This window comes from Ensifer sp. NPDC090286 (assembly GCF_044769565.1).
In the GTDB taxonomy this organism is placed as follows: Bacteria; Pseudomonadota; Alphaproteobacteria; order Rhizobiales; family Rhizobiaceae; genus Ensifer.
The window spans coordinates 1,664,072-1,684,830 of record NZ_JBIVYF010000001.1 but is presented as its reverse complement, the minus strand read 5'-3'; the positions used below and the strand labels follow the sequence as shown (position 1 = coordinate 1,684,830).

Annotated in this window: 36 protein-coding genes, 1 tRNA gene and 1 pseudogene; 19 read left to right on the top strand and 19 right to left on the bottom strand. The window is 60.3% G+C overall.

Annotated features, from left to right (window positions below; genetic code table 11):
• Window positions 1-5: 5 nt before the first annotated feature.
• Window positions 6-413, bottom strand: a complete 408-nt coding sequence (locus ACIQUG_RS08525) for a lysozyme inhibitor LprI family protein (protein WP_402319683.1) — start codon at window positions 411-413, stop codon at window positions 6-8.
• A gap of 265 nt (window positions 414-678) precedes the next feature.
• On the opposite strand from ACIQUG_RS08525, the gene ACIQUG_RS08520 reads away from it, so the two are divergent.
• Entirely contained in the window at window positions 679-1,248 is a 570-nt protein-coding gene (locus tag ACIQUG_RS08520) for a hypothetical protein (RefSeq protein ID WP_402319681.1), read from the top strand.
• A gap of 32 nt (window positions 1,249-1,280) precedes the next feature.
• On the opposite strand, the gene ACIQUG_RS08515 is transcribed toward ACIQUG_RS08520, so the two are convergent.
• Window positions 1,281-1,733: a VOC family protein gene (locus ACIQUG_RS08515; protein WP_402319679.1), complete on the bottom strand. Its 453-nt coding sequence runs from the start codon at window positions 1,731-1,733 to the stop codon at window positions 1,281-1,283.
• Window positions 1,734-1,893: 160 nt separating this feature from the next.
• On the opposite strand from ACIQUG_RS08515, the gene ACIQUG_RS08510 reads away from it, so the two are divergent.
• The 4 genes from ACIQUG_RS08510 to ACIQUG_RS08495 all read left to right on the top strand — a co-directional run bounded on the left by ACIQUG_RS08510 (window position 1,894) and on the right by ACIQUG_RS08495 (window position 4,081).
• Complete coding sequence (locus ACIQUG_RS08510) at window positions 1,894-2,247, top strand: DUF1428 domain-containing protein (RefSeq protein WP_402319676.1); 354 nt, start codon at window positions 1,894-1,896, stop codon at window positions 2,245-2,247.
• Window positions 2,248-2,373: 126 nt separating this feature from the next.
• Entirely contained in the window at window positions 2,374-2,796 is a 423-nt protein-coding gene (locus ACIQUG_RS08505) for a secondary thiamine-phosphate synthase enzyme YjbQ (protein WP_402319673.1), read from the top strand.
• A 98-nt stretch (window positions 2,797-2,894) separates the two neighbouring features.
• Complete coding sequence (locus ACIQUG_RS08500) at window positions 2,895-3,299, top strand: ketosteroid isomerase-related protein (protein WP_402319670.1); 405 nt, start codon at window positions 2,895-2,897, stop codon at window positions 3,297-3,299.
• Between the two features lie 395 nt (window positions 3,300-3,694).
• On the top strand, window positions 3,695-4,081 hold the full coding sequence (locus tag ACIQUG_RS08495; protein WP_402319668.1) for a hypothetical protein: 387 nt from the start codon (window positions 3,695-3,697) through the stop codon (window positions 4,079-4,081).
• 731 nt (window positions 4,082-4,812) lie between these two features.
• Here ACIQUG_RS08495 and ACIQUG_RS08490 read toward each other — a convergent pair.
• Window positions 4,813-5,553 carry an SIMPL domain-containing protein gene (locus ACIQUG_RS08490; RefSeq protein ID WP_402319665.1) on the bottom strand — a complete coding sequence of 247 codons (741 nt, stop codon included), beginning with the start codon at window positions 5,551-5,553 and terminating at the stop codon, window positions 4,813-4,815.
• Window positions 5,554-5,815: 262 nt separating this feature from the next.
• Between ACIQUG_RS08490 and ACIQUG_RS08485 the strand changes: the two genes are divergently transcribed.
• Window positions 5,816-5,891, top strand: a tRNA-Ile gene (locus tag ACIQUG_RS08485).
• Between the two features lie 57 nt (window positions 5,892-5,948).
• Here the strand turns inward: ACIQUG_RS08485 and ACIQUG_RS08480 are convergent.
• The 12 genes from ACIQUG_RS08480 to ACIQUG_RS08425 are packed head-to-tail and all read right to left on the bottom strand — an operon-like array spanning window position 5,949 to window position 11,286.
• Window positions 5,949-7,043: a tyrosine-type recombinase/integrase gene (locus tag ACIQUG_RS08480; protein ID WP_402319662.1), complete on the bottom strand. Its 1,095-nt coding sequence runs from the start codon at window positions 7,041-7,043 to the stop codon at window positions 5,949-5,951.
• Window positions 7,044-7,061: 18 nt separating this feature from the next.
• Window positions 7,062-7,307, bottom strand: coding sequence for a helix-turn-helix transcriptional regulator (locus tag ACIQUG_RS08475; RefSeq protein ID WP_402319659.1), 246 nt, complete (start codon window positions 7,305-7,307; stop codon window positions 7,062-7,064).
• Window positions 7,304-7,735 carry a DUF968 domain-containing protein gene (locus tag ACIQUG_RS08470; protein WP_402319656.1) on the bottom strand — a complete coding sequence of 144 codons (432 nt, stop codon included), beginning with the start codon at window positions 7,733-7,735 and terminating at the stop codon, window positions 7,304-7,306. Before ACIQUG_RS08470 ends, ACIQUG_RS08475 begins: the two co-directional genes overlap by 4 nt.
• Window positions 7,735-7,935 carry a hypothetical protein gene (locus ACIQUG_RS08465; protein ID WP_402319653.1) on the bottom strand — a complete coding sequence of 67 codons (201 nt, stop codon included), beginning with the start codon at window positions 7,933-7,935 and terminating at the stop codon, window positions 7,735-7,737. Before ACIQUG_RS08465 ends, ACIQUG_RS08470 begins: the two co-directional genes overlap by 1 nt.
• Window positions 7,926-8,264 (bottom strand): hypothetical protein, encoded by a 339-nt coding sequence (locus ACIQUG_RS08460; RefSeq protein WP_402319650.1) that lies wholly within the window; start codon window positions 8,262-8,264, stop codon window positions 7,926-7,928. Before ACIQUG_RS08460 ends, ACIQUG_RS08465 begins: the two co-directional genes overlap by 10 nt.
• The gene (locus tag ACIQUG_RS08455) at window positions 8,261-8,467 is read right to left on the bottom strand and encodes a hypothetical protein (RefSeq protein WP_402319647.1); all 207 of its coding nucleotides are present in this window, start codon (window positions 8,465-8,467) and stop codon (window positions 8,261-8,263) included. The genes ACIQUG_RS08460 and ACIQUG_RS08455 overlap by 4 nt, the downstream gene beginning before the upstream one ends.
• Window positions 8,464-8,958 (bottom strand): hypothetical protein, encoded by a 495-nt coding sequence (locus tag ACIQUG_RS08450; RefSeq protein ID WP_402319644.1) that lies wholly within the window; start codon window positions 8,956-8,958, stop codon window positions 8,464-8,466. Before ACIQUG_RS08450 ends, ACIQUG_RS08455 begins: the two co-directional genes overlap by 4 nt.
• A gap of 1 nt (window position 8,959) precedes the next feature.
• Window positions 8,960-9,964: a phage recombination protein Bet gene (bet, locus tag ACIQUG_RS08445; protein ID WP_402319641.1), complete on the bottom strand. Its 1,005-nt coding sequence runs from the start codon at window positions 9,962-9,964 to the stop codon at window positions 8,960-8,962.
• 2 nt (window positions 9,965-9,966) lie between these two features.
• The gene (locus ACIQUG_RS08440; RefSeq protein WP_402319639.1) at window positions 9,967-10,500 is read right to left on the bottom strand and encodes a siphovirus Gp157 family protein; all 534 of its coding nucleotides are present in this window, start codon (window positions 10,498-10,500) and stop codon (window positions 9,967-9,969) included.
• Window positions 10,500-10,736 (bottom strand): hypothetical protein, encoded by a 237-nt coding sequence (locus ACIQUG_RS08435; protein WP_402319636.1) that lies wholly within the window; start codon window positions 10,734-10,736, stop codon window positions 10,500-10,502. Before ACIQUG_RS08435 ends, ACIQUG_RS08440 begins: the two co-directional genes overlap by 1 nt.
• Entirely contained in the window at window positions 10,733-10,975 is a 243-nt protein-coding gene (locus ACIQUG_RS08430; protein WP_402319633.1) for a hypothetical protein, read from the bottom strand. Before ACIQUG_RS08430 ends, ACIQUG_RS08435 begins: the two co-directional genes overlap by 4 nt.
• On the bottom strand, window positions 10,972-11,286 hold the full coding sequence (locus tag ACIQUG_RS08425) for a hypothetical protein (protein ID WP_402319630.1): 315 nt from the start codon (window positions 11,284-11,286) through the stop codon (window positions 10,972-10,974). The genes ACIQUG_RS08430 and ACIQUG_RS08425 overlap by 4 nt, the downstream gene beginning before the upstream one ends.
• 223 nt (window positions 11,287-11,509) lie before the next feature.
• On the opposite strand from ACIQUG_RS08425, the gene ACIQUG_RS08420 reads away from it, so the two are divergent.
• Window positions 11,510-12,259, top strand: a complete 750-nt coding sequence (locus ACIQUG_RS08420; RefSeq protein ID WP_402319627.1) for a DUF5131 family protein — start codon at window positions 11,510-11,512, stop codon at window positions 12,257-12,259.
• On the opposite strand, the gene ACIQUG_RS08415 is transcribed toward ACIQUG_RS08420, so the two are convergent.
• Together ACIQUG_RS08415 and ACIQUG_RS08410 are read right to left on the bottom strand one after the other, a co-directional pair.
• On the bottom strand, window positions 12,235-13,146 hold the full coding sequence (locus ACIQUG_RS08415; protein WP_402319625.1) for a three-Cys-motif partner protein TcmP: 912 nt from the start codon (window positions 13,144-13,146) through the stop codon (window positions 12,235-12,237). The genes ACIQUG_RS08420 and ACIQUG_RS08415 overlap by 25 nt on opposite strands.
• A 438-nt stretch (window positions 13,147-13,584) precedes the next feature.
• Window positions 13,585-13,989 (bottom strand): helix-turn-helix domain-containing protein, encoded by a 405-nt coding sequence (locus ACIQUG_RS08410; RefSeq protein WP_402319622.1) that lies wholly within the window; start codon window positions 13,987-13,989, stop codon window positions 13,585-13,587.
• Window positions 13,990-14,329: 340 nt separating this feature from the next.
• Here ACIQUG_RS08410 and ACIQUG_RS08405 point away from each other — a divergent pair, with 340 nt between their 5' ends.
• From ACIQUG_RS08405 to ACIQUG_RS08390, 4 genes and pseudogenes are all read left to right on the top strand, one after another.
• Window positions 14,330-14,689 carry a hypothetical protein gene (locus tag ACIQUG_RS08405; protein ID WP_402319619.1) on the top strand — a complete coding sequence of 120 codons (360 nt, stop codon included), beginning with the start codon at window positions 14,330-14,332 and terminating at the stop codon, window positions 14,687-14,689.
• A 9-nt stretch (window positions 14,690-14,698) separates the two neighbouring features.
• A pseudogene (locus tag ACIQUG_RS08400) lies at window positions 14,699-14,941 on the top strand (DUF2312 domain-containing protein); the annotation flags it as partial.
• Window positions 14,942-15,453: 512 nt separating this feature from the next.
• Complete coding sequence (locus tag ACIQUG_RS08395; protein WP_402319616.1) at window positions 15,454-15,633, top strand: hypothetical protein; 180 nt, start codon at window positions 15,454-15,456, stop codon at window positions 15,631-15,633.
• On the top strand, window positions 15,630-15,818 hold the full coding sequence (locus ACIQUG_RS08390) for a hypothetical protein (RefSeq protein ID WP_402319613.1): 189 nt from the start codon (window positions 15,630-15,632) through the stop codon (window positions 15,816-15,818). Before ACIQUG_RS08395 ends, ACIQUG_RS08390 begins: the two co-directional genes overlap by 4 nt.
• A gap of 23 nt (window positions 15,819-15,841) precedes the next feature.
• Here ACIQUG_RS08390 and ACIQUG_RS08385 read toward each other — a convergent pair whose 3' ends face one another.
• Window positions 15,842-16,093: a hypothetical protein gene (locus tag ACIQUG_RS08385; RefSeq protein WP_402319610.1), complete on the bottom strand. Its 252-nt coding sequence runs from the start codon at window positions 16,091-16,093 to the stop codon at window positions 15,842-15,844.
• Between the two features lie 47 nt (window positions 16,094-16,140).
• On the opposite strand from ACIQUG_RS08385, the gene ACIQUG_RS08380 reads away from it, so the two are divergent.
• The gene (locus ACIQUG_RS08380; protein ID WP_402319607.1) at window positions 16,141-16,536 is read left to right on the top strand and encodes a hypothetical protein; all 396 of its coding nucleotides are present in this window, start codon (window positions 16,141-16,143) and stop codon (window positions 16,534-16,536) included.
• A 164-nt stretch (window positions 16,537-16,700) separates the two neighbouring features.
• On the opposite strand, the gene ACIQUG_RS08375 is transcribed toward ACIQUG_RS08380, so the two are convergent.
• Complete coding sequence (locus tag ACIQUG_RS08375) at window positions 16,701-17,381, bottom strand: hypothetical protein (RefSeq protein WP_402319604.1); 681 nt, start codon at window positions 17,379-17,381, stop codon at window positions 16,701-16,703.
• A 107-nt stretch (window positions 17,382-17,488) separates the two neighbouring features.
• On the opposite strand from ACIQUG_RS08375, the gene ACIQUG_RS08370 reads away from it, so the two are divergent.
• The 7 genes from ACIQUG_RS08370 to ACIQUG_RS08340 are packed head-to-tail and all read left to right on the top strand — an operon-like array spanning window position 17,489 to window position 20,523.
• Window positions 17,489-17,698, top strand: coding sequence for a hypothetical protein (locus tag ACIQUG_RS08370; RefSeq protein ID WP_402319601.1), 210 nt, complete (start codon window positions 17,489-17,491; stop codon window positions 17,696-17,698).
• Complete coding sequence (locus ACIQUG_RS08365) at window positions 17,695-18,324, top strand: methyltransferase (RefSeq protein WP_402319599.1); 630 nt, start codon at window positions 17,695-17,697, stop codon at window positions 18,322-18,324. Before ACIQUG_RS08370 ends, ACIQUG_RS08365 begins: the two co-directional genes overlap by 4 nt.
• On the top strand, window positions 18,321-18,587 hold the full coding sequence (locus ACIQUG_RS08360; protein WP_402319597.1) for a hypothetical protein: 267 nt from the start codon (window positions 18,321-18,323) through the stop codon (window positions 18,585-18,587). Before ACIQUG_RS08365 ends, ACIQUG_RS08360 begins: the two co-directional genes overlap by 4 nt.
• Window positions 18,577-18,951, top strand: coding sequence for a DUF1064 domain-containing protein (locus tag ACIQUG_RS08355; protein ID WP_402319594.1), 375 nt, complete (start codon window positions 18,577-18,579; stop codon window positions 18,949-18,951). Before ACIQUG_RS08360 ends, ACIQUG_RS08355 begins: the two co-directional genes overlap by 11 nt.
• Window positions 18,948-19,724, top strand: a complete 777-nt coding sequence (locus tag ACIQUG_RS08350) for a YdaU family protein (protein WP_402319591.1) — start codon at window positions 18,948-18,950, stop codon at window positions 19,722-19,724. Before ACIQUG_RS08355 ends, ACIQUG_RS08350 begins: the two co-directional genes overlap by 4 nt.
• Entirely contained in the window at window positions 19,721-19,927 is a 207-nt protein-coding gene (locus ACIQUG_RS08345) for a helix-turn-helix transcriptional regulator (protein ID WP_402319588.1), read from the top strand. The genes ACIQUG_RS08350 and ACIQUG_RS08345 overlap by 4 nt, the downstream gene beginning before the upstream one ends.
• The gene (locus ACIQUG_RS08340) at window positions 19,927-20,523 is read left to right on the top strand and encodes a hypothetical protein (protein WP_402319585.1); all 597 of its coding nucleotides are present in this window, start codon (window positions 19,927-19,929) and stop codon (window positions 20,521-20,523) included. Before ACIQUG_RS08345 ends, ACIQUG_RS08340 begins: the two co-directional genes overlap by 1 nt.
• The last annotated feature ends 236 nt before the right edge of the window (window positions 20,524-20,759 follow it).

Sequence of the window (20,759 nt, the reverse complement as noted above, 5' to 3'; positions counted from 1 at the left end):
CCGGGTCAGTTTGCCGCCGGCAGGACGCAACTGAGGTCGCCCTCCTCGCAGCTCAGATAGGTCTTGAAGTCGGCAACGCGCTTCTTCGTGCGGTCGTCGCGGCATTCAAGCGTGATCATCGGCTGGGCCGAGCCACCGGCGACGCCGGAGCTTGCAAAGTCGCATTCCGCATCGCGATAGGCGACCCATGCCCTTTGCGCCGTGACGAGCAGCTTCGTCTTTTCCGCGTCGTCCTTGAGGCGCCCCTGGATTTGCCGGTAGAGCGCGTTCAGTTCGGCGTCGGAAGCCTTCAGCGCCTTGCCGGCGCAGGCATTCATCGTCGCCTGGTCGCTGGCATCGGCGCATTCGTCGGCGCGCGCAGCGCCAGTCGTGGCAAGCAATCCCGCGACCAACAACAGGGTACGAAGGCGCATCAAGTCTCTCCCTTGCGCCATCCAGGCTTCGGCGCGGTTGCGGATGTGTGCGATCGTAAAACCTCCGGCCTGCGAATTTCAATGGCCTGACAGGGGAGGCGGGTCGTTCTCCTTTGAATCAAAAGAGATCCTTAACGTTTACGTTTTATCAATTTCTGGAGCGCCGCTGCCCCCGACGGGCGGCACGCGGTGTTCGAGCATATTTTCCCGAGGCCATATCTTGCCGCGTGCAAGCGGTTGCCCCGGGGAAGCAAGAGGTTCAGCGATGCGTTGCGTATTTGTCGTCGTCCTCCTGTTGCTGGCCGGCTGCGGAACGGTGCCGAGAGACACCCGGAATGCCTGCGCGGTTTTCGAGCAGCGAGATGGCCTTTTCAACAATTGGCGCCGGGAAGCCTACAGCGCCCAGCGTGAGTACGGCGTGCCCGTGCCGATCCTGATGGCGACGATCTATACCGAATCCGGCTTCCGCCATAATGCCCGGCCGCCACGCACCAAGCTTTTCGGCTTCATTCCCTGGACGCGCGCCTCGACCGCCTATGGCTATTCCCAGGCGCTTGACGGCACCTGGGCGCGCTATCAGAGCGAGACAGGCCGCTGGGCGGCGCGGCGCTCGGATTTCGGCGACGCAATCCGCTTTATCGCCTGGTACCACCGGGAAAGCGCCCAGCAGAACGGCATTGCGCTCAACGACGCCTACCGGCTCTACATTGCCTACTATCACGGGCATGCCGGTTATGCCCGCGGCAACTGGAGTGATACGGCCAAGACCGGCGCCAAGCGCGCGGCCGGCATGGCCTCCGCCTACAGCCGGCAGCTTCGAGGTTGCGGCAGCTGAGGCCGGCGCCAGGCTGAGCGCTGTCTTTCCGCCTAACCTGCGGCCGCTCGTTCGAGTTCCGCGACATCAATCTTGACCATGCCCATCATCGCCTGCTGGGCGCGGGCCGCACGCGCCGGATCGGGATCGCCGAGATGGCGCATCAGCGCGTCCGGAATGATCTGCCAGGCGAGGCCGAACCGGTCCTTCAGCCAGCCGCAGCGCTGCGGCGTGCCGCCATCAGACAGCCTGTCCCAGTAGTAATCCACCTCCGCCTGGTCGCTGCAGCGCAGGAAGAACGATACGGCCTCGCTGAACTTGAAATGCGGCCCGCCGTTAAGCCCCATGAAGTGCTGACCCTCGAGCTCGAAGGAAGCGGTGAAGGCCCTGCCGTCGGGACCGCGCTTGACGTCGGTGATGCGGGTGTTGCGGAAAATGGCGGTATAGAAAGCGATGGCGTCCTCCAGCTGATCGTCGAACCAGAGAAACGGCGTGATCTTTTGCATGGGTGTCTCCCGATTTGGATGCTACGCGCCAAGGACGAACGACGGAGCGCCATTCCGACAAACCCCGCGCTGCGGCCCGAAAGAAAATTCCGTGCCGATGTCGGAACTCTTGGCCGCCCTGCGTCCTATGTTCGTAGAACGAACAGAGGAGACTAAGTCGATGACCTATGTGGATGGCTTTATCGTTGGCGTGCCGAAGGCGAATATCGAGGCCTACAAGGCGATGGCGAAGGCGGCGGGCGTGGTGTGGATGGAGCACGGTGCGCTCTCCTACAACGAATGCCTGGCGGACGACGCGCCCTATGGCGAAGTGACGTCCTTTCCCCGTTCGGTCCAGGCCAAGGACGATGAAACGGTGGTTTTCTCCTGGATCACCTACAAGTCGCGCGCCGAACGCGACGCGATCGTTGCCAAGGTCATGGCCGATCCGCGGCTGCAGGGCGATGCCTGGAAGCAGGTCTTCGACGGCAAGCGCATGATCTATGGCGGCTTCGAGACCTTCCTGCAGATGTAGGCACGCCACCGCGACGGTTTGCGGCAGATCGTCTTGGACCGGGAACGGTCCGGGGATAGAAGCATTGGGCATATCAACCGGTCGCACCGCCACCCCGGCGGATGCGGCCGCCTGCCGGAGGCCTTCATGCCGCAAACGCGCATCACCATCGCCACTCATGGCCAGGGGCTCTATGAATTTACCGACGAGGCGGCCGCCTTCGTGCGCGCCAATGCGGGAGGCGAGGGGTTGCTCACCGTCTTCGTGCGGCACACCTCCTGTTCGCTTCTCATCCAGGAAAATGCCGACCCGGACGTAAAGCGCGACCTCGACGGCTTTTTCCGCCGCCTCGTGCCGCCGTCCTCCGATCCCTCCATGCGCTGGATCGTGCACACCCAGGAAGGGCCCGACGATATGCCGGCGCATATCAAGGCGGCGCTGACGCCGGTATCGCTCGGCATCCCCGTCGCTGGCGGCCGCATGCTCACCGGCACCTGGCAGGGGCTTTATCTCTTCGAGCACCGCGACCGCCCGCATGGCCGCGAGATCGTCCTGCATCTTTCCGCCTGATCGACCGGCGCGCGATTGAATGGCGGCGGAGCGGTTCTAGATAAAGGGGCACGAGTAGAGCCTTGAGAGCCGGCCTTTCATGCCGGGGAGGAGCAGGGATGACCGATGCACAGACGATTGCCAGCCGCTTCATCGAGGCGCTGAACCAGCGGGATTTCGAGGCGCTGGCGCCGCTCGTCAACGAGGACGTCGAGCTCGATTCGCTCACCGGTCAGCGCACCGTCGGCGTCGGCCCCTTGCGCGCCTGGCTGATGAATTATCTGCGCCGCTTCGACGAGCAGTTCGGCGATGTGGTGCTGATGCGTGACGCGTTCGGCCAGCGCGTCGCCGCCGACCTGACGGCGCGCGGCACCTACCGCGAGACAATGGAGGGATTTCCGCCCGCAACGGGCCAGAGCTACTCCATTCCGAGCGTGCTCGTCTTCGAGATCGAGGACGGCACGATCACCCGTCTCAGCCATTATCGCAACATTCGCGTCTTCGAACAGGCGCTTGCCGGCTGAGCGGCAGATTGCCGACGGTTGCCCACCGCCGGCGCCCTTCCTTTTTGCTTTTTTCACCGCCCGTCGGTCACGTAACCGTGCTCCGAGACGGAAATATCGGTGCGAATCTCCTCTCGCATGCCGATTTGTTCGCCTGATTCGTTGCCTGTCCGGGCCCGGGCGAGAACCCTTCGCAGCGCTTGCGTTTCGAGAAAAGTCCTTCGAAATATTCGTTTATAAGCAACGCCTTATCTAGATCGGTGTGCCTTGGCGCAGGGGCCGATCGTCAGGTTCTGGCAACCTGAACCTCCCATGAACATCGGGTTCCGCTGTCGTTCAGCTTGGCGACCCTATCCTCTGATCAATCGCTTGGGACGGTGATTGCCCTTTGAACCCTTCAAGCCTGGAGAGATCTTATGAAGAACCGCTTTTTTAACGCCGCTGCTGCTGCCGTCATCGGAATGACCGGCCTGCTTGGCGCTGCCTCCACCGCTTCGGCTGACTCGATCGAATTCGGCTTCGGCCCGCGCGGCGGCGTCGATGTGCAGTATCGCGATCACAACGGTGGCTATGGCGACGAGCGCGACTGGGGTCGCGGCCGCGACCGCCACTGGGACCGTGACCGCCGCGGCCGTTGCGCCCCCTGGATGGCCGTCGACAAGGCCCGCGACCGTGGCTTCCGCCGCGCCTATGTTGCCGACGTTTCCTCGCGCCGCGTCGTCGTCGAAGGCCGTCGTGACGGCTACCGCCAGACGATCGTCTTCGCAAACGCCCGTGGCTGCCCGACGATCGGCCGCTGGTAACATCCAAGCAATCTTCCCGCCTCGTCTCCCCCGGCCGGCGGAAGAATGGCCCCTCATGCTACGGCATGGGGGGCTTTTTTGTTTGTCATGCCTCTCGGGCCACGCAGCCTTCTCGTCGTGGCGTGGTAGAGGTAGGCCGCTGAGGGGTGGCTAGCATCCGTAGCTTGTCGTTCCCAATGCGGGACCGCCTGCGTGGCGCGGACACGCGGTTCGCCTTTCTCTCGACGATTTTTCCAGCGTTGCGGCGCGACGCCAGAGGGATGCGCGGCTCGGTACGATGGTCGGGCGGGCGTCCTTCTATCCGGTCTGAGGCCGCGCGCAAGCTTTACCGAACCTGCTGACATTTTTGACCGGTTCGAGGACCGCGTGCGCCTACCGAGCGACTGTCATGCCCGTCTGCTGATCTCCGGTACCTGATCGACGACCTTGCGGCCTGGCCGCGGGATAGGTCATCCGGTCAAAAGGCGCCGCGCCTTCTCCCTAAGACAAACGGCTGCTCACAATCGGAGAAGGGCGCGCGGATACTGCCGGGAGCGGTTTGCCGGAGCAGCCAGCGGTCATCAGGGCAACGGTCGGCGAAAGCTATGTCGTCGGCCGGTCTGGCCCGGCGAAGAGCGTCTGAGGTCCAGCAATCGTGTCCCCCAAAACGAACTTGCCCCTGACGCCGGTTCCGGAGCCAGGGGCAAGGAAGATGCGAGGGCCTGCGCTTAACGGCAGGCCCTGCTGGAAGCTTACTGCTTGATTTCGAAGGTCACGTTGACCGTCACGTTGTAGCTGTTTTCGCCGGTCGCGACCGGAACTGAGTCGGCGGCATATTCCTTGGCCATGCCGGCGCGCATCATCGGCACCGGCTCGGGGCGGAAGCCCTGCTCGGAAATGTTGACGATCTTGCCGACCGAGACGCCGGCAGCTTCGGCGAGCACCTTGGCCTTCTCGACGGCATCGGCAACGGCGGCCTTGCGCGCTTCGGTGATCACGGCTTCCGGCTTGTCGTTGGTGAACTGCACGCCGCCGCCCTGGTTGACGCCGAGCGAAACCGACTTGTCGATCACTTCGCCGAGCTTGGCGAGATCGCGAACGCGGACGCTGACGCCGTTGGTCACCTGGTAACCGATCAGTTCCGGCGCGCGGTTGCTGCCGTCTGTGTTGGTCGGATAGGTGTATTGCGGGTTGAGCATGAAGCCGCTCGTCTGCAGGTCGCGATCGGCAATGCCGCCGTCCTTCAGCGCCTTCAGCACTTCGGCCATGGTCTTGTTGTTGGCGTCCAGCGCTTCGCGCGCGGTCTTGCCATCCTTAACGACGCTCAGTTGCAGGACCGCCATGTCCGGCGCGGTCGTCGCGCGGCCCTCGCCGGCAACGATGATGGTTGCCTTGTCCTTGTCCGTCTCCTGCGCCTGAGCGGCGGCAACGCCAGCAAAAGCTGCAGCGAAGGCGGCGATCGAAAGCGTGCGGGCAGTGCGTGTGGAAATCATCTTCAATGTCTCTCCGGTTGTTCCGTCCCAAGCGTCTTCTTGGCTATCGATTGTGTGAGCATTGCGGCAATGGCTTGTCCGCAAAAAGGTTTTCCGCTAGAGCCTTGGCCACCCCGCAAACTGCCATTGGTTCGCGGGCCTGGATCAAGACGGTGCCACGCCTCGTTCAGAAGCGCAAAGGCCACCGTAGCACTTAAAGTTGCTGCACCCCGTGTCTTATCCTTGGACCGTTACGGTTTAAGGACAGGAGCGGATCCAGAGTGGGCCTGTAGCTCAATGGTTAGAGCCGGCGGCTCATAACCGCTTGGTTGGGGGTTCGAGTCCCTCCGGGCCCACCAATATATAACGATTTCAAATGCTTATATGGTGGTTAGCCAGTGAGGTTAGCCAAAGGGTTAGCCAGCCGGCTTTTTGGTGTGAACGCGGCGAGTTAAGCGCGTCATCGCGTCTCTGGCAAGCCGCTGCTGTTCGGCCTCACGGCTGTAGAGTTCAGCGTGCGCGATATCGTCATGCCCGAGCGTATCCATCAGCTGGCGAGTCGTTGCTCCGGTCTCCGCCAGCATCTTGCCCAGCGTCTTTCTGAGGCCGTGAAGGGTGCAGCCTTTCGGCATGCCGGCGCTATGTGTCCAGTCGGCCATGCGGCCGGTGAGTGACTTTTCCGAGAAGGGTTTTCCATAGGCGGTGACGAGCACAAATTCGCTCTCGCGTTTCAGCGGCTCGACAATCTCACGCAACATAGGCGTGATCGGCAGAGCGAGTTCCTTGTCGCCCTTCTTTTGCTTGACGGTCACAACACCGCGGCGGAAGTCGAACCAGTCCCAACGCACCCGCGCGACGTCCGAGCGGCGGTTGCCAAGCCAGAGTGCAAGGCCATAGGCGGTGCGGGGAGTAGAGCCGAGTGGCCAGCGAGCCTCGAACTTTTCGCGCTCTTCGACGGTCCAAGCTCGCCAGCCCTTGTATTCGGGCCGGTAGTTCATTTTCCAGGTCGGGTCCGCCTCGATCCATTCCTCGTCGAGAGCGACATAGATCATCTTGCGGACCGTCGTCAGGAGATGCTTCGCCTTGTGAGGCGTGGCGCTGAAGTGAGCTATGATTGCCTTAACATGGCGCCGCTTCAGGTCCTTTACGAGCATGTCGCCCCAGACATCTGGGTGCTCTTTGACAACGCGTAGTATCAGGAACTCGTCGGCGAGGCGGATATTCTGCTCCTTGGTGGCCGGATCGAATGCCAGCCACTCCGGCGTTTTCTGAACCCGTTTCCAGGCATCGCGGAAGCTTCCGGGGATAGCCCTACCGGGAAGATCCACAGCGGTGGCCGGCTTGTACTCACGGCCCTCGATCGCCGCCTGATAGGCACCCTCGAAATCTGGTTCCCCCGGCAGGCCTTTTATCTGGATCGTCTTTCCGGCACGGCGAAATCGCCAACGAGTTTTCCCGTGGCGGTCTTCGTAGGAGGAAAGGTAGGGGCGAGGTTCTTGTTCGTCGCTCATGGCGCGAAAGGTATGCGGCTATGCACGACCTGACAACAAGTCGTCGATGCGGTTGCTTCCTTCTTCGGGTAGGGCGGAAAAGGCGACATCGAGCGCGATTCGATCCCAGACGACGCGGCCACCGATTCGCTTCGGGCGCGGCATCAGCCGATCTGAAACCATCTCATCGAATTTAGTCTCGCCGACGCCAATGTACCGCGCAGCTTCCGGGCGGCTTAGCCCACGAGGCGCGTAGGCGATTTGGTCCGATTTTGCGGCGGTCATGCCTCGTCCCTCGAACGGAGCGCTCCGACTGCAGCCAGGCGCTGATTGATGATGGCGGTGCAGCGAACGATTGCCTCGGCCTCTTCATAGTCGCAGTAGACGCCCCAGAGAGCGTTCGCGAGCTCGTGGGGGTCAATGCCCTTCGAGGCCCAGTAGTCGCGCTCGGAGCCCAGCTTGCAGGAATGCTGCAGGTCGTGTTCGGCCGGCGACAGCGGAAGCGCGAAGCGATCCGGAACCTTCGTTCCTTTGCCGCGCCCGTAGGCTCCATGCCAAAGGCTCGGATAGGAGACGTGGGCAGCCTGGACGCCATAGACGCCAGAGACCGTGCACGGCAGGTGGTGCAGGAACGCCAGATAGGCGGGTTTCTTTGCGGGGCGTCGGGCTGGGGCCGCATCGAGGTGGTTGTTGTTGGCGATACGGAAGGCCATCACATGTTCTCCCGGAGAAGGCGCAGCATGTCGTTCTGCTGGTCTTCCTGAAGTTGTTTCGTTTTGCGGTGGTTCCGGCGAGCGGCGGCAATCGCCTCGGCGCGCTCGCGAAGCTGCGGGTGCTTGCGGTAGAGACCTCGTTCTATTTTCCGAAGGAACCACCAGGTGCGGAGAGAGCGGAGGAGGGAGCCTACAGGCATGATGAACCACCTCTCGCCTGATCGAGGGAGGCGCCAAGTTTTCCTATGCGGTCTACCAATTCGACAATCTGGTCGGGCCAAACCCACCAGACAGGAAAAGCGCCTTCCTCTTCGGCGCGCCTGAAGTCGCCACCGTTGGTGACGCTACGCCCAAGGCTATCGAAGCACATGGCGGTGAAGTGGTGGCCGCGCCAGCCCTTGGTCTCGCCGTGCTGGGTGTTGTTGTACTGCGGGTGGCAGGTGAGCCAGGACGATGCCTTGTTCACCCACTGCTGGTGGCTGGTGAACTGCTGGCCTTCGAAGGGGGGAGCTATGCGAAGTTCGGTCATGCCGCACCGCCTTTCATCGGCCAGATCGTCACGGTCTCGCCATGCTCAAGCGCTTCGCGAACCATCCAGACGATTTCCTCGTCCGTTTCGAACGGCGCATGCACCCGGCAAAGGTGGCCGTCGGCATCGCGGGTTTCCGCCTGCCACCCAGCCTTGCGGGTCTCTTCGGACGACTGAAGGTTGATGGGGTTCGGATTCTTCATGCCGCGGCTCCTTCACGATCGCCGCTCACCAGAGACATGCACCAGTCCAGGACCTTCTCCTTGCTTTCGGCGAAGGTGCGCTTGTCCATGGACCGGTAGTCTTGGCTGGTGGCGTGAAAAACGGTGACGATATTCTCGTCGGTGATGACGAGCTGATATCCGTCGTAGGGTTTGATCACGGCGGCGAGGCGCTCGGCCTCGGCCTTCGACTTGCAGACGTGCTGCTGCATCGTGCAGTAGCCCTTCTTGATCAGGGCATATTTCCGAAGGTGCTCCTCGGTCGGGAACTGCTCGGAAAGATGCTCCGGAAGGCTCTGCCAGATGTCGTGCAGCGTTGCGAAGTAGTGAGCGTGGGTCGCCGTCGAGCGCACGTGGATTTCATCCAGCGTGTAGGACTGCCCGACGACGAAGCGCTCGTCGCACTTCCTTGCCCAGTGCCGATTGACGGGCTGGAAGCTGTCTCCGGTCCAGATGAAAGGAAGCGGCTGCATCTCAACCTGCCATGAGCGGATGGTTGCGAAGCTCGTCGTTCGCCGGCCGCGAGGGCTTGCGAGCGATGGCGGCTCCGATTTCCTTCTTGAGCGCCAGCGCGTCGCCCGGCTGCAGAGCCCAGAAGCGTTTCAACGGCTCCCGGTTCACGTCCTGCCATTTCGCGACCGTATCCGGCGACGATTCCGCAATGAACCGCATAACCGCGTCTGCGAACTGCCCGACCGGCACATTCTCGAGCGCCCAGTTGTCGCCCCAGGTGACGGTGATCGAGTTTGCAGCGCCGATCGCGCGCATCCGGTGGTCTTCGCGTTCCTTTTCGACGACTTCGGAGGCAGTGAGGTCGAGGACCTTCGCGCGGTCCATCTCGGCTTCGTCATAGGTGCCGGTGAACTGCTCCGGCCATCCGGCGCGCAACGCCTGCATCTGCGCGCACTTCTCGATCATCAGGCGAGGCATGCGGCACCAGTTGCCGGAATCGTCCAGCACTTCGGTTTCTTCGCCTACGGCAACTTTCTTTCTCTTCGGCTTGCCGCTGTCCGGCCAGGTCTCGCCGGTGTCTTCCCACTTATACCCGCCGGCGGCTTTGCGCTTGATCGGCGCGAACTCGTCCCAGTAGGCCTGGCCCACGACCTCGAACCATTCGCCCGACTGGTCTCTCTTCCATAGATAGACGGTAGCGGCCACGATCCCGAGCGGGTTCGTCAGCGACACGAGTTCCTTGTCGGTTTCGAACTGTGTCGGCTTGCTGGCGGGGCGATAGTCGCCGCAGCGCTGAGCAATGACGCGCTGGCCGTCGCGGGTGATGATGATCGTCATCTTCCGCTTTTCAGCGTCGCCCTTGGAGAAGACCATAGGGATGATCTGCCCAAGGAAAGGGTCGAGACCCTTTGCGCGTGCGACTTCGCAGAAGAGGTTGAATTCTTCCTCGTTGCAGTCCTTCGCCACCGTGGACTTCACGAGCGCAATCTGCTTCGGGGTCATGTCATAGCGGGTGATCGCGTTCATGGTCACTTCCTCCGGACCGTGAGAGAGAATGAGCCGTTGTCGAGGGTGGCGCCGGGGATAGCGGCGGCATTCTCCTCGCGCAGGTCGGCGGTAAGGGCTTTCTTGTCGAGCTTCGGCGCGGGACGGGGTTGCTCAACCCAATACTTGGCCGGGATATCCGCCTCGTCGGTGACGATCAGGCCCGGCGCGCGCTGCGAAAGTGACAGCGTCGCGGTTGGCAGCTTCATCGACTTCTGGTCGGTCTGAAGCATCGCCTGTTCGATCAAGGCGCGGATCCGGTCGGCGCGGTTCTCGACCGCCTTCCGGCGCGCCTCGAATTCGGCTTCCTTAGCCTTGAGGCCAGTCACGAGAACGTCGCACTCGTCGAGTTCTGCGATCGCTTCCGCGAGCGCCTCCATGAGGTTGGTTTCGCCCTCGATGGTGTCGGCGACCAATTCGGCGTCGTCGTCGGCGCCCTGGTGGCGGAGATCGACGAGTAGGGCCTTTGCCGCCTCGGTCTGTCGGCGCACGTTGTGTTCGATTGCGGGAGCGGTCATCAGACGGTCCTCTCGGCTACGATTTTCCGGTGGATCTCCTCCGTGTTCGCAAAGCCGATCGCCATGAAGGCGAGGAGGGCGAACAGGAGGATCATGAAGTAGGCGGCCGCGCTGAAGTCGCGGTTCGCTTTGGCGAAGGCGTCCAGATCGATGTTTCGCGCCGGCGGGAGGCGGCAGTGGCCGCACTCGCAGTAGCGCTCGGCTGGGCTGCACGCGTATTGGATGGGGCGGGTCATGTCAGCGAAGCCCCGATCGACGGCGCGAACTCGCGAGCGGCGAGGCGGTCGTAAGCGGGCTGATCGACATACGAGCCCTCGGCGAAGCCGGAGGCGCGCAGGATCGACAGCGCATCGAGGATGGCCCGGTTGTAGGCTTCGCCCTGTGGGTCGGTGTCGACGCCGCCGAGCGCTTCAATCTCGCGGTACAGTTCATGCAGCTTCACGCGACGGGGCTTGAAGGATGAGATGTGCTTCATCGTGCAATCCCCTGAGCAGCGTGGTTCAAGGTGGAGTAGACCGGGATAAAGGCGGAGCTTTCGAACTCGCGTTCGCGGTCGATCTCGAAGAAAGCCTTGTCGGCGATTTCGGAAGCCGGGACGGCCTCGGCCTGAATGCACTTGCCGTCGGCGCCCATGTACCAAGCCAGAGACGACAGGCTCGAATAGGTCGCCTTCACGAACTCGCGCAGCGCTTCCTTGCATTCCTGGTCCGACGAGTTGCCGGTGACCTGCACGAACAACGCTTCAAGCTGCTGCTGCATGCCGGTCTTGATCTCTGCCATCGCCATTTGCTTCGTCCTCTCGTCAGCGCCTTGCTGATGAAAGGAAGCATGTCACCGAATTGGTGACGCGTCAACATAAAAAGTCACCGAAATGGTGACGATTTTGATTGAGTGGTGACGCGAACCTGCTAGAATCGCAGGCAGCAAAAAGTCCGCTGCCCGCGAGCCAAGCACAGTTCCTTAATGAACCCTCATTTACCGTCTAGTTTTCGAATAGGAGAATCGTCCTATGGCAGAGACCACAATCGAATGGACAGATGCGACGTGGAATCCAGTCGCCGGATGCTCAATAATGAGTGCCGGCTGCACGAACTGTTATGCGATGCGGATGGCGGCCCGCCTCGAAGCGATGGGCCTTGAGAAGTACAAAGGCCTAACGCGGAAAAGTGGCGGTCGGCCGAAATGGACGGGCGCTCTCTATCTAGACGAAGCTGCGCTGTCTGTCCCGGCGGGGTGGATGAAGCCAAGAAATGTTTTCGTCAACTCCATGTCTGATCTGTTCCATCCCGACGTGCCGGTCGATTTCATCCGCAAGGTCTGGGTAGCAATGTCGAACACGCGCCGGCACACGTACCAAATTCTCACCAAGCGTCCGGATCGCATGGCTGCAATCCTTAGTAATGGGTTCACGGTGCTGCCAAACGTTTGGCTCGGGACGAGCGTGGAGGATGGGCGCGTTCTTCACCGCCTGGACGATCTTCGCAATGTGCCAGCGGCGATCCGATTTGTATCCTTTGAGCCGCTTATCGGATCTGTCGCTGGCGGTCACCTGGACAACATTCAGTGGGCGATTGTCGGCGGCGAATCTGGCCCGAAGGCTCGATCGCTTAAACCTGTATGGGTGGATGAGATTTTCGACATGTGCACTGACGCTGGCGCTGCATTCTTCTTCAAGCAATGGGGCGGCGTAAACAAGAAAGCGGCCGGTCGTTCATATCGAGGAACGACATGGGATCAGATGCCGGCCTTGAGTATGTGATTGGCGATATCGGTGGCGACTTTTACCGCGGCCTTACTCGGGTTCGATACGGCGAAGAAGAGAGAGGCCATAGGAGCGCCGTTCGCATGTTTAAGGCGCAGAGGCTTCAAAACCGTCCCCTTAAAGACAGATTTTAGCCTTGCGTGCACCCATTCCTCAATCTTGTCAGCATCAACGATCCGCCTCTCACGGTTGAAAAGGTCTCCAAGAAGGTCCGTTAAGCCTTCCTCGGTTGCGTACCAATCTTGCCTCCAACTATCGGTTCCGAAGACGCGATTGAGCGCATCGATTTTGCCTTGGTCCAGCTTGAGCGGATCCTTCGGAGCGTTTCGGTACAAGCCCGACAATGGAAAGAAATACCAACAGTCGAGGGCCTCGGTGCGCGCGATGGATGCAACAGTATCCCAACTCACTTCCATCCCATAAGGGTCGAGAAAAATGACCCCGCGCATGCGTTCCTTCTTCCAACTGTAACGATTGCAAATGCGCTGCACCTCAGCGTTCGCATCACCTTCTCGGATATGCAGTCTGCGGTTGGGATATTCTTCTGCAATCGCACGCAGTGCGATCACCTTTTCGGGATCGTTTTCGATGAGGGCGATGGAGTGAAAAGCTGGCGCCGTTTCGATCGCGATACGCGCCGAGCCTGGCGTTGTAATCTCGTCAACTGATCCTACGTTGCCGTTGAAAAAGGAGGGCAGGGCAGCGCGAGTCTCAGTCCTGTCGCCGGTACCTGCGAAAGCATCTATGTAGATTCGGGCGAAGCTCTGTTTGCTCAACGCAACGGAATACGCTGCCAAGTAGCTCCGAAGGCAGTCCAATTTGCGCTCGGTCTCGGAGCTGCCAAACTCGTGTTTGACACGTGTCTCTTTCAGGCCTTCCGACAAGGTCATCCCCTTGGCTACGCGACGAACCGCCGACATTGATTCCGAGACAGCAGAATTGCACAACAGAAGGCGACTCGCAAAACGGGAAGTCTCGTCATCTGGTTGCCGTTAACGTGTGTGAATGATTTCCTAAATTGTTCTTGTTTCGTTCTTGTTTTCCCGCCATTCTTACCCCCGTGCAAGCCAACTGGGGAGAAATAGTATGGCAGAGTGTCTCGATCGGCAGTGTCCCAACCTCGGCAAGAATTTGCCGGAAGCCATTTTTGACACCGAAAAAATCTAGGGAGGGGCGAGCGATGGCGATCATTCACCAGATCAGGCGGAAGTATCGAACCAAGCAAGAGGAGATCGTCGGCGAGATAATGGAATCCGCTGGCGCTCTTTCGTCCCTAGACCCGGAGGTCGTCATCAAACGAAAGGCGGCAGAGGTCTCCTACCTCATGGCGCTTTTACACGGCGGGGAGTGGCGGGTTGAGATTGACCACGAGAATCCGTTTGTTCTGATTGCGCCGGCTTTGCCTTCTTAACGAAGGTGTCGATGACGGGCAGCAATGTGGCCAGCTGCGATTTGTCAACGCCATAGGCTATAAGGGCGGCGCGCAGTGCAGCCAGCGCGTCGGCCCCCATCTTCTCATCTTTTGACTTCGTGCTTGATCTGTCGCTCGGGCCGGCCTCATCCGGCAGAAGAAGCAGCTGCGCGGCGGTGACGTCGAGAATAGGCGCAATCTTTGCGGCCATTTCTGGCTTAAGAGCGCGCTCGCCGTTGGCCCATCGTTCAATGTTCTGTTTGGTCGTTCCCACCTGCCTTGCAAGCTCTGTCAGGCCAATGCTTTTGGCGTCCATTGCCTTTCGGAGGCCGTTTGGGAACTTTCCTTTTGTCATAGGCGAGTCATGTCACCAGTCTGGACGTCATGCGAGTATCCAAATTGGTGACATTTATGCTTGCGCCGTCACCAAAATGGTGACATGCTTGCTTTATGACCCTTACATCCTGGCTCTCAAAGACGAAAACCTCTGATGCCGAATTTGCCGAGCGTATCGGCGTCACTCGGCAGGCGCTCTGGCGATACAAATTTGCTGGTCGGATCCCCAAGCCGGAAATCATCGCCCGGATATCGAGGGCCACGAGCGGCAAGGTGACCGCAAACGACTTTGTCTTCGCTGTGAAGGCGGAGGCCGCCCAATGAGCGCCGAGACCCAGATTCCCGAAGACATCATGAAGGCGGCGGAAGAGGCGCTCGATAACCTGCTGTGCAACTGCGTCGAATCCTGCGGTGGTACCGCTGGTCTCCGCAAGGCCTCCATCGAGGAGATCGCCAAGGCGATCCACGACGAGCGCGAGCGGTGCGCCACCATAGCGAACGCTTGGAAAGGCCACCCCGCCGATTTTCATTTCGCCGGCAAGCAAGTGCGTGCCGAAATCCTTGCGGGTCGCCCGGCTGACAACGCCGCGTTTCTCGCGAGGGCTGCCGCATCGGCTCCTGCCCAGCGTGACGGCGAGTACGACCCACAAATTGCAGCCGATTACGGCTTCCCAGCCTGAGGACCGACCATGTCTGAAGCTCACATCGTCGCGCGTGACCAGCTCCGCGCCTTCATCGAACGCATTGAACGCCTCGACGCAGAAAAGCAGACCATCGCCGACGACATCAAGGATGTTTACGGCGAGGCGAAATCCTCCGGCTTCGATGCCAAAATCCTGCGCAAGGTCATCTCGATCCGAAAGCAGGACGCCGACGAGCGCGCCGAACAGGAAGCCATCCTCGACACGTATCTCCAGGCGCTCGGCATGATCCAGCACGATCTGTTCGACGAGCCGGAGGCCGAACCGAGCCCGAAGCTCGTCGCTACGGTCGCGACCGCCATGCAGACGAACGCGGGCAGGGCGGCATTGCTCACCGCCGTAGACATCCTGATCGAGCGCGAAGAGCGCTTTGATCCGACGACCGGCGAAATCCTCGACGACGCGCCCCGCGCTGACGGCGGCGCCAACATCGTCACCAAGCACACCGAGATCGCCACTGCCACTCACGGCGAAACAGAATCCCCCAGCGCTGCGGTGGAAGCTGCCGGCGCCAATGAAGGAGGCGAAGATGTAGATCGCAGCGCAGAGCGCGCAGGTCTCGAAGGAGGCCCCGTCAACCTTGAACCCTCTGGCCCGGAGGCTGAACGGGCACCCCAATCCATCGTGAAGGCGCCATCCCCGTTGAGGCCGCATTGCCGGAATCCGGGTGAGCAGTGCGGCGGCTCCGGCAGAAATCATTGCCACTCCTGCACCAAGGCGATGCGCGAGCACGAGGAGTTCGCATGAACTCCCAAACCCGCATCGAACACCATCACGAAACCCAGGAGAGCAGGGCAGAGGTCTACGCGATCGAGATCGAGACCGGAGTCTCGCTTCCAGACGAGCAGTTCGACCGCGCCGTGATGCTCGACGTCGAACGCCGGCCGCCCCGTACGAATTTCACCAGAAGAAGAGCAGCATGATTGCCGTTCAAATCTTGTTCGCCGCGACATTGGCGCTCGCCTTTCCGCTTCTGGCTGGTGTGGCTTGGTTCGCCGAGGCGCAGTTCCGTCGGGAGACGGCCCAGAAGAATTTCCAAGCCATGACGGACGACGAAATCGCGACGGCGGTCCTGTCCGACCTCCGTCGCCGCGTCATCCTGGATTGATCGCGCCTCTTCCTCCCTCGCGATCAATTCCGGTCCCGGCTGTCCTCCCGGTCGGGACCGGAAACCCTCAATCGGATCCGCTTGTTTGCCAGTCTCATGACCACGGCTTGAACAGCAGATCCCAAGGGAATGGCCGGTGACGACAGGGGATCGTCACCGGCGGCGAGGCCGAGTGCTGCGGCGGCGGCCTCGCGAAAGGGAATGACATTGGAGGGACCGGCAGCCGTTGGCGCGGCGCCGTCCTCTCCATCGGAAGTAATGCCTGTGCAGTGCATCACGCGTCTCCTTCAACGAGGACGAGTGATCGCACAGGAACCGAGAAATGTACGGCAAAAGAGTTTCCAGATCCGGAAAACCTGTTTCCGAGGCAAAGATGACAAGTTCAGCATTGATAGAGGCTAAAGGTTGGTACGCCGCCCTTATGGACGCTGAGTTCAAGGGGCGCGGAGATCGTGAAAAGGCCATCCGGGGCAGGATCTCGGACGAGACCGGCATTCCCGAAAGCTACCTCTATCGACTTCAGTACAAGACCCGTGGAATGAAAGACGTCGCCGGCTCAGCTTATCGGGCGCTGATGCTGGCCTATGACGATTTGTGCCTGAGAAACGAAGTTGCAGCGGCGCAACATCGCGCCGCTCGCAAGGAACTGAGGAGCACCCATGCGCCTGCTCGTAAGCGCTCTGATAAGAGCGTGGGAATGGGGGAGGCTTCAAATTGAGAAGTTCCTCCATTGGATGCGCCGGAAACGGCCAACGGAGTGATCCCATTGTTATCATCACTGAAAGGTCTTGGGATCAGGTCTTGGCAAGCCTTAACCTGTTTGAGGCGTTCGGGCTGAATTTGCCGATGTGGGTAAAGGGGGCCGGTGGGGCGTGCATCTGTTTAGTTCGTAGTCGCACCCTTGTTCCAGCGACGGAGAAATTCCTCGGCGCTATTGATGCAAGCAGCAGTGTATACTTCCAGATTATGCAATTGCATGTCGAGTTGCATGAAGTGGGCGGCTTTCAATTCCGGTTCCATTTGCAAGATGTTCGTCTCGGTAAAAGTCTCACGCACAAAAATTATAGACTGATCGATGAAAACTCGAGTCGCCTCGAGGCCTGCAAACAGATTACTCCCAATTCTGTCTTCAAATTCATCGAACTCTTTGCCGTCAATAATTTTCTTAAGGTTCTGAAGGAAGTGAAGGCCGACGGACCTCATCATGTGTGGGTTCTGTCCAGCTACGACGTTCTTGGCATAGGCTCTCGCTGTCTTGCTCTGGCTAATGATTATCCTGGCCAAGTTCGCGTCTTTGTGCACTTGCAAGGAAACCATGTCGTAGTGGTTTCTGTTTGCTTCAGTGATCTGTCTACTGAGGTATCGGATTGTCAAAAATGCCGCAAAGGCAGCCACCCATCCACTCAGTGCCGACAACCAACTTTGAATATTGCAGTTTCCTGGCCCACAGGCCTGCCAATTCTTCCAGGCCAAGAAATCCGGCATGAAACGCATCAGAACAACAAATGCGATGAGCGCGAGTGCCGATGCGATAGTCACACAAAAGTTGCGGTCCGACAGCATCTCAACGCTCCCGATTTCGACTACGCATCAAACTACGATTCTTGTCAGCTCGACAAGGCGACGGCCGTCAAGCGCATCGACCCGGACGAAGTCTGGAGAACGCGCCGATGACCGACCCCGCCGAGATGATCCAGTGGCTAGATCGCCGCATCGCCAGCGCCATGACCTGGCTCGAAGACCACGGCCACGGCTCCAAGAAGCCACGCCCCGAGGGGGAAATCGCCACCAAGGAATACGACGTCGATCGGTTCGAAGAGATCAAGGCCGCATATCTGAAGGCGCTTGAGCGGCGAAATCAGGAAGGGGCGGCAGCGTGAGCCAGAACACCTCCAGCGCCGTCATGCAGCAGCGTTCCGAACCGAAGCGTTCGCTCGACGATTTCCCGACACCACCTTGGGCCACTCGTGCTCTGTGCGAAACCTTGGCCGCTCTCGGCCACGACCTCTCAACGAAGACAGTGCGCGAGCCCGCTGCCAACCGTGGCTTCATGGTGCGACCGCTTCGCGAGTACTTCGGCGACGCCAGCGACATCATGGATTATGGCTGTGGCTGGGCGGTAGAGGATTTCTTGTTCCCGTATCGGCTCGAGGAAGTCGATTGGACCGTCACTAACCCGCCGTTCACTCTGGCCGACCGCTTCGTCGAACGTGCTCTGGATACCAGCCGGATCGGCTGCGCCATCATTGTCCGTTCCGCCTTCCTGGAAGGCGTTGGCCGATACGAACAGTTGTTCCGTGATACGCCGCCAGCGCTCGTGCTTCAGTTTTGCGAGCGTGTAGCCATGGTGAAGGTAGACCCTGAGGCGTCGAGTGCGACGGCCTATTCGTGGATCGTTTGGCTGAAAGGCGAGAAAGATACCCGCCAACGGTGGATAGCGCCCTGCCGCAAGCGGCTCGAGCGCGTCGACGACTACGAAGCCTGCCGAGACGAGGTTGCAGCATGACCTTCCTCGACGCCTACGCCCGTTTCGGCCCTGATTCCATTGCCATCTCCGATGCCTTGGACATCAAGGAGCATGAGGCCGATACCCTGATCAACGATCACTTGAACCGCGAGTATCTGCGCAAAGAGGCTGAATACATCGAATCCGTTCGGAAGCCTCAGGCTGCACCAGCTGCGCAGAAGCGTAAGCTCGTCCCCTACGCAGGGTACGATAGCACTGCCCACGTCCTCGGCCAGAGCGGAGGGCGTCGCGATGAATGGTGAACGTATGTCGGCCAAGGAGTACCAGGCGTCCCTTGCTACGCCGAAACGCGGCAACAAGTACGGTGCCAAGCGGACGTTGCTCGATGGGATCCTTTTCGACAGCAAGGCTGAAGCTTCCTTCTATGCCGTCCTGAAGCAACGCGAGAAGGCGGGAGAGGTGACCGACATCGAGCGCCAGCGCGAGTATGACCTGATGGTCAACGGCGTTCTGGTCGCGCGCTACCGTGCCGATTTCGTGTTCTTCGATCGCCGCGACAGATCGCGCCGCGTCGTCGACATCAAGGGTGTGGCGACCCGCGATTTCACCATGAAGCGGAAGCTGATGAAGGCTTGCTTCGGCATCGAGGTCGAGGTGATCCGATGAGCAACCGCGCCTGGATGCCTCTGCACATTGCCGACTACCTCGCTGACACTGGCCACCTGACTGCGACAGAACACGGCGCTTATCTGCTGCTGATCATGCACTACTGGCAGAACGGTGCACTGCCTGAGAACGAGCGCTTGATCGCCCGTATCGCCAAGCTCAGCCCGGAACAATGGGAAGAGAGCAGGGACATGCTTGCCATGCTCTTCGGGCCTGGCTGGACACACAAGCGCATCGATGCCGAACTCGCCAAGGCCGACGACATCATCGAGAAGCGCCGAGCAGCTGCTGAAGCCAGATTCAGCAAGGGTAAAAGCAAAAGCAATGCAAGTGCAGAGCATGTGGATAGCACCTGCAATGATACGGGCGCGTTACCGACAACCTCTGACCTATCCTCTCTTCGATCGGATACTTCCTCACTTCGTTCGGAAGACGCGAGCGCGCCCGATTCTAAAATCGATTTCGAAAATTTTTGGGATGCATACCCCAACAAGACCGGCAGGCCTTCGGCGGAGAAGGCTTTTTCCCAAGCCATCAAGCGCGCCAACCTCGACGAGATCATGGCGGGTGTTCGAACCTACGCCGCCAAAACCGATGATCGCCAGTGGTGCTCGCCTGTCAAATGGCTCTCCGACGACCGGTGGAAAGACCAGCCGGCGAAGCCGCCCGACAAAGCGCCTCCGAAGCCGAGTGGCTTGGCTCACCTGAAGCCACAGACCCGCGAAGAATACCTGGCTGCCGAGCAGCGACGATCCGAAAGGAGCTTCCAGTGAACACCGCAAAGGCCCTCAACAAGCGCCAGCGCGAGGCGATCTACCTTCTCTCGATCGGCAAGGGATACGCCGAGGCGGCGGAAATCATGGGGACGCGGAAGAACACCATCACCCGGTACGTGAACCGGGCGAAAAACGCGACAGGGTGCCCGACCACGATTGGATTGTTCGGGTACGCGCTTCGAAACAGGATCATCGCATAATGGCAAGACGCGGCCGCAAGGCAAAGATGAACACGATCTCCCTTCCTACGATCGGCTCGCGCCAGGCGCACGTCGAGTTGAAGCAGATCGACAATCCGCTCCATAACCCGGCGCACGACGGCGAGACGTGGAACCCAAAGCAAATCCTCGCCGCGGTCAACGTCAAGGAAAGCGCCCTCATCGTCCTCAAGCAGCGCAAGCTGATCAACGAAGCGCAGGAGAGGGCCGGCGAACGCTTCCGTCGCATCTGGGAAGCTCTAGGCGCTTCCGGAGCGGGATCGTTCGACTACAGCCGCGAGCCGGTCGACGGCGGCGGCCCGCGCTCGGCGCTGTCCGATAGCCAGATCCAGGCCGGCATTGATCTCGCGGAAGCTCGTCGGGTTCTCGGCATCGGCTACGACGTGATGGTCAAGGTGGCCGGCGAGGGGAAGGCAATTTCCGAGCTTTCGCCGAACCGAACATTGCAGCGCGCCTATACAGAATTTCTAAAGGAGGGGCTTACCGCTTTGTCTATCCACTGGGGCTTCGATAACGGTGGCAAATTAAGGAAAAATCAGCAAGAACACACTTCCCCCGTGTGCACGAGAATGCTATAGAAAAAATATAGTCGTGATTTGCGCTTAGGAACCGGTGTCGATATGGACAAAGATAGCGTTCCGCCACGTCCCTATCGGGTTTGGGTTCGACGAAGGGCCAACCGAATCGAGCGGCAAGTGCTTGCCGCCGGGCGCCCGAGCGAGCGTTCCAGCGTGACTATCCTTCGCAGAAGCAACAAGCCCGACCGCCTGACCTAACTCAGGCGCCTCGCGGCGTAGCCAACCAGCCGCATAAT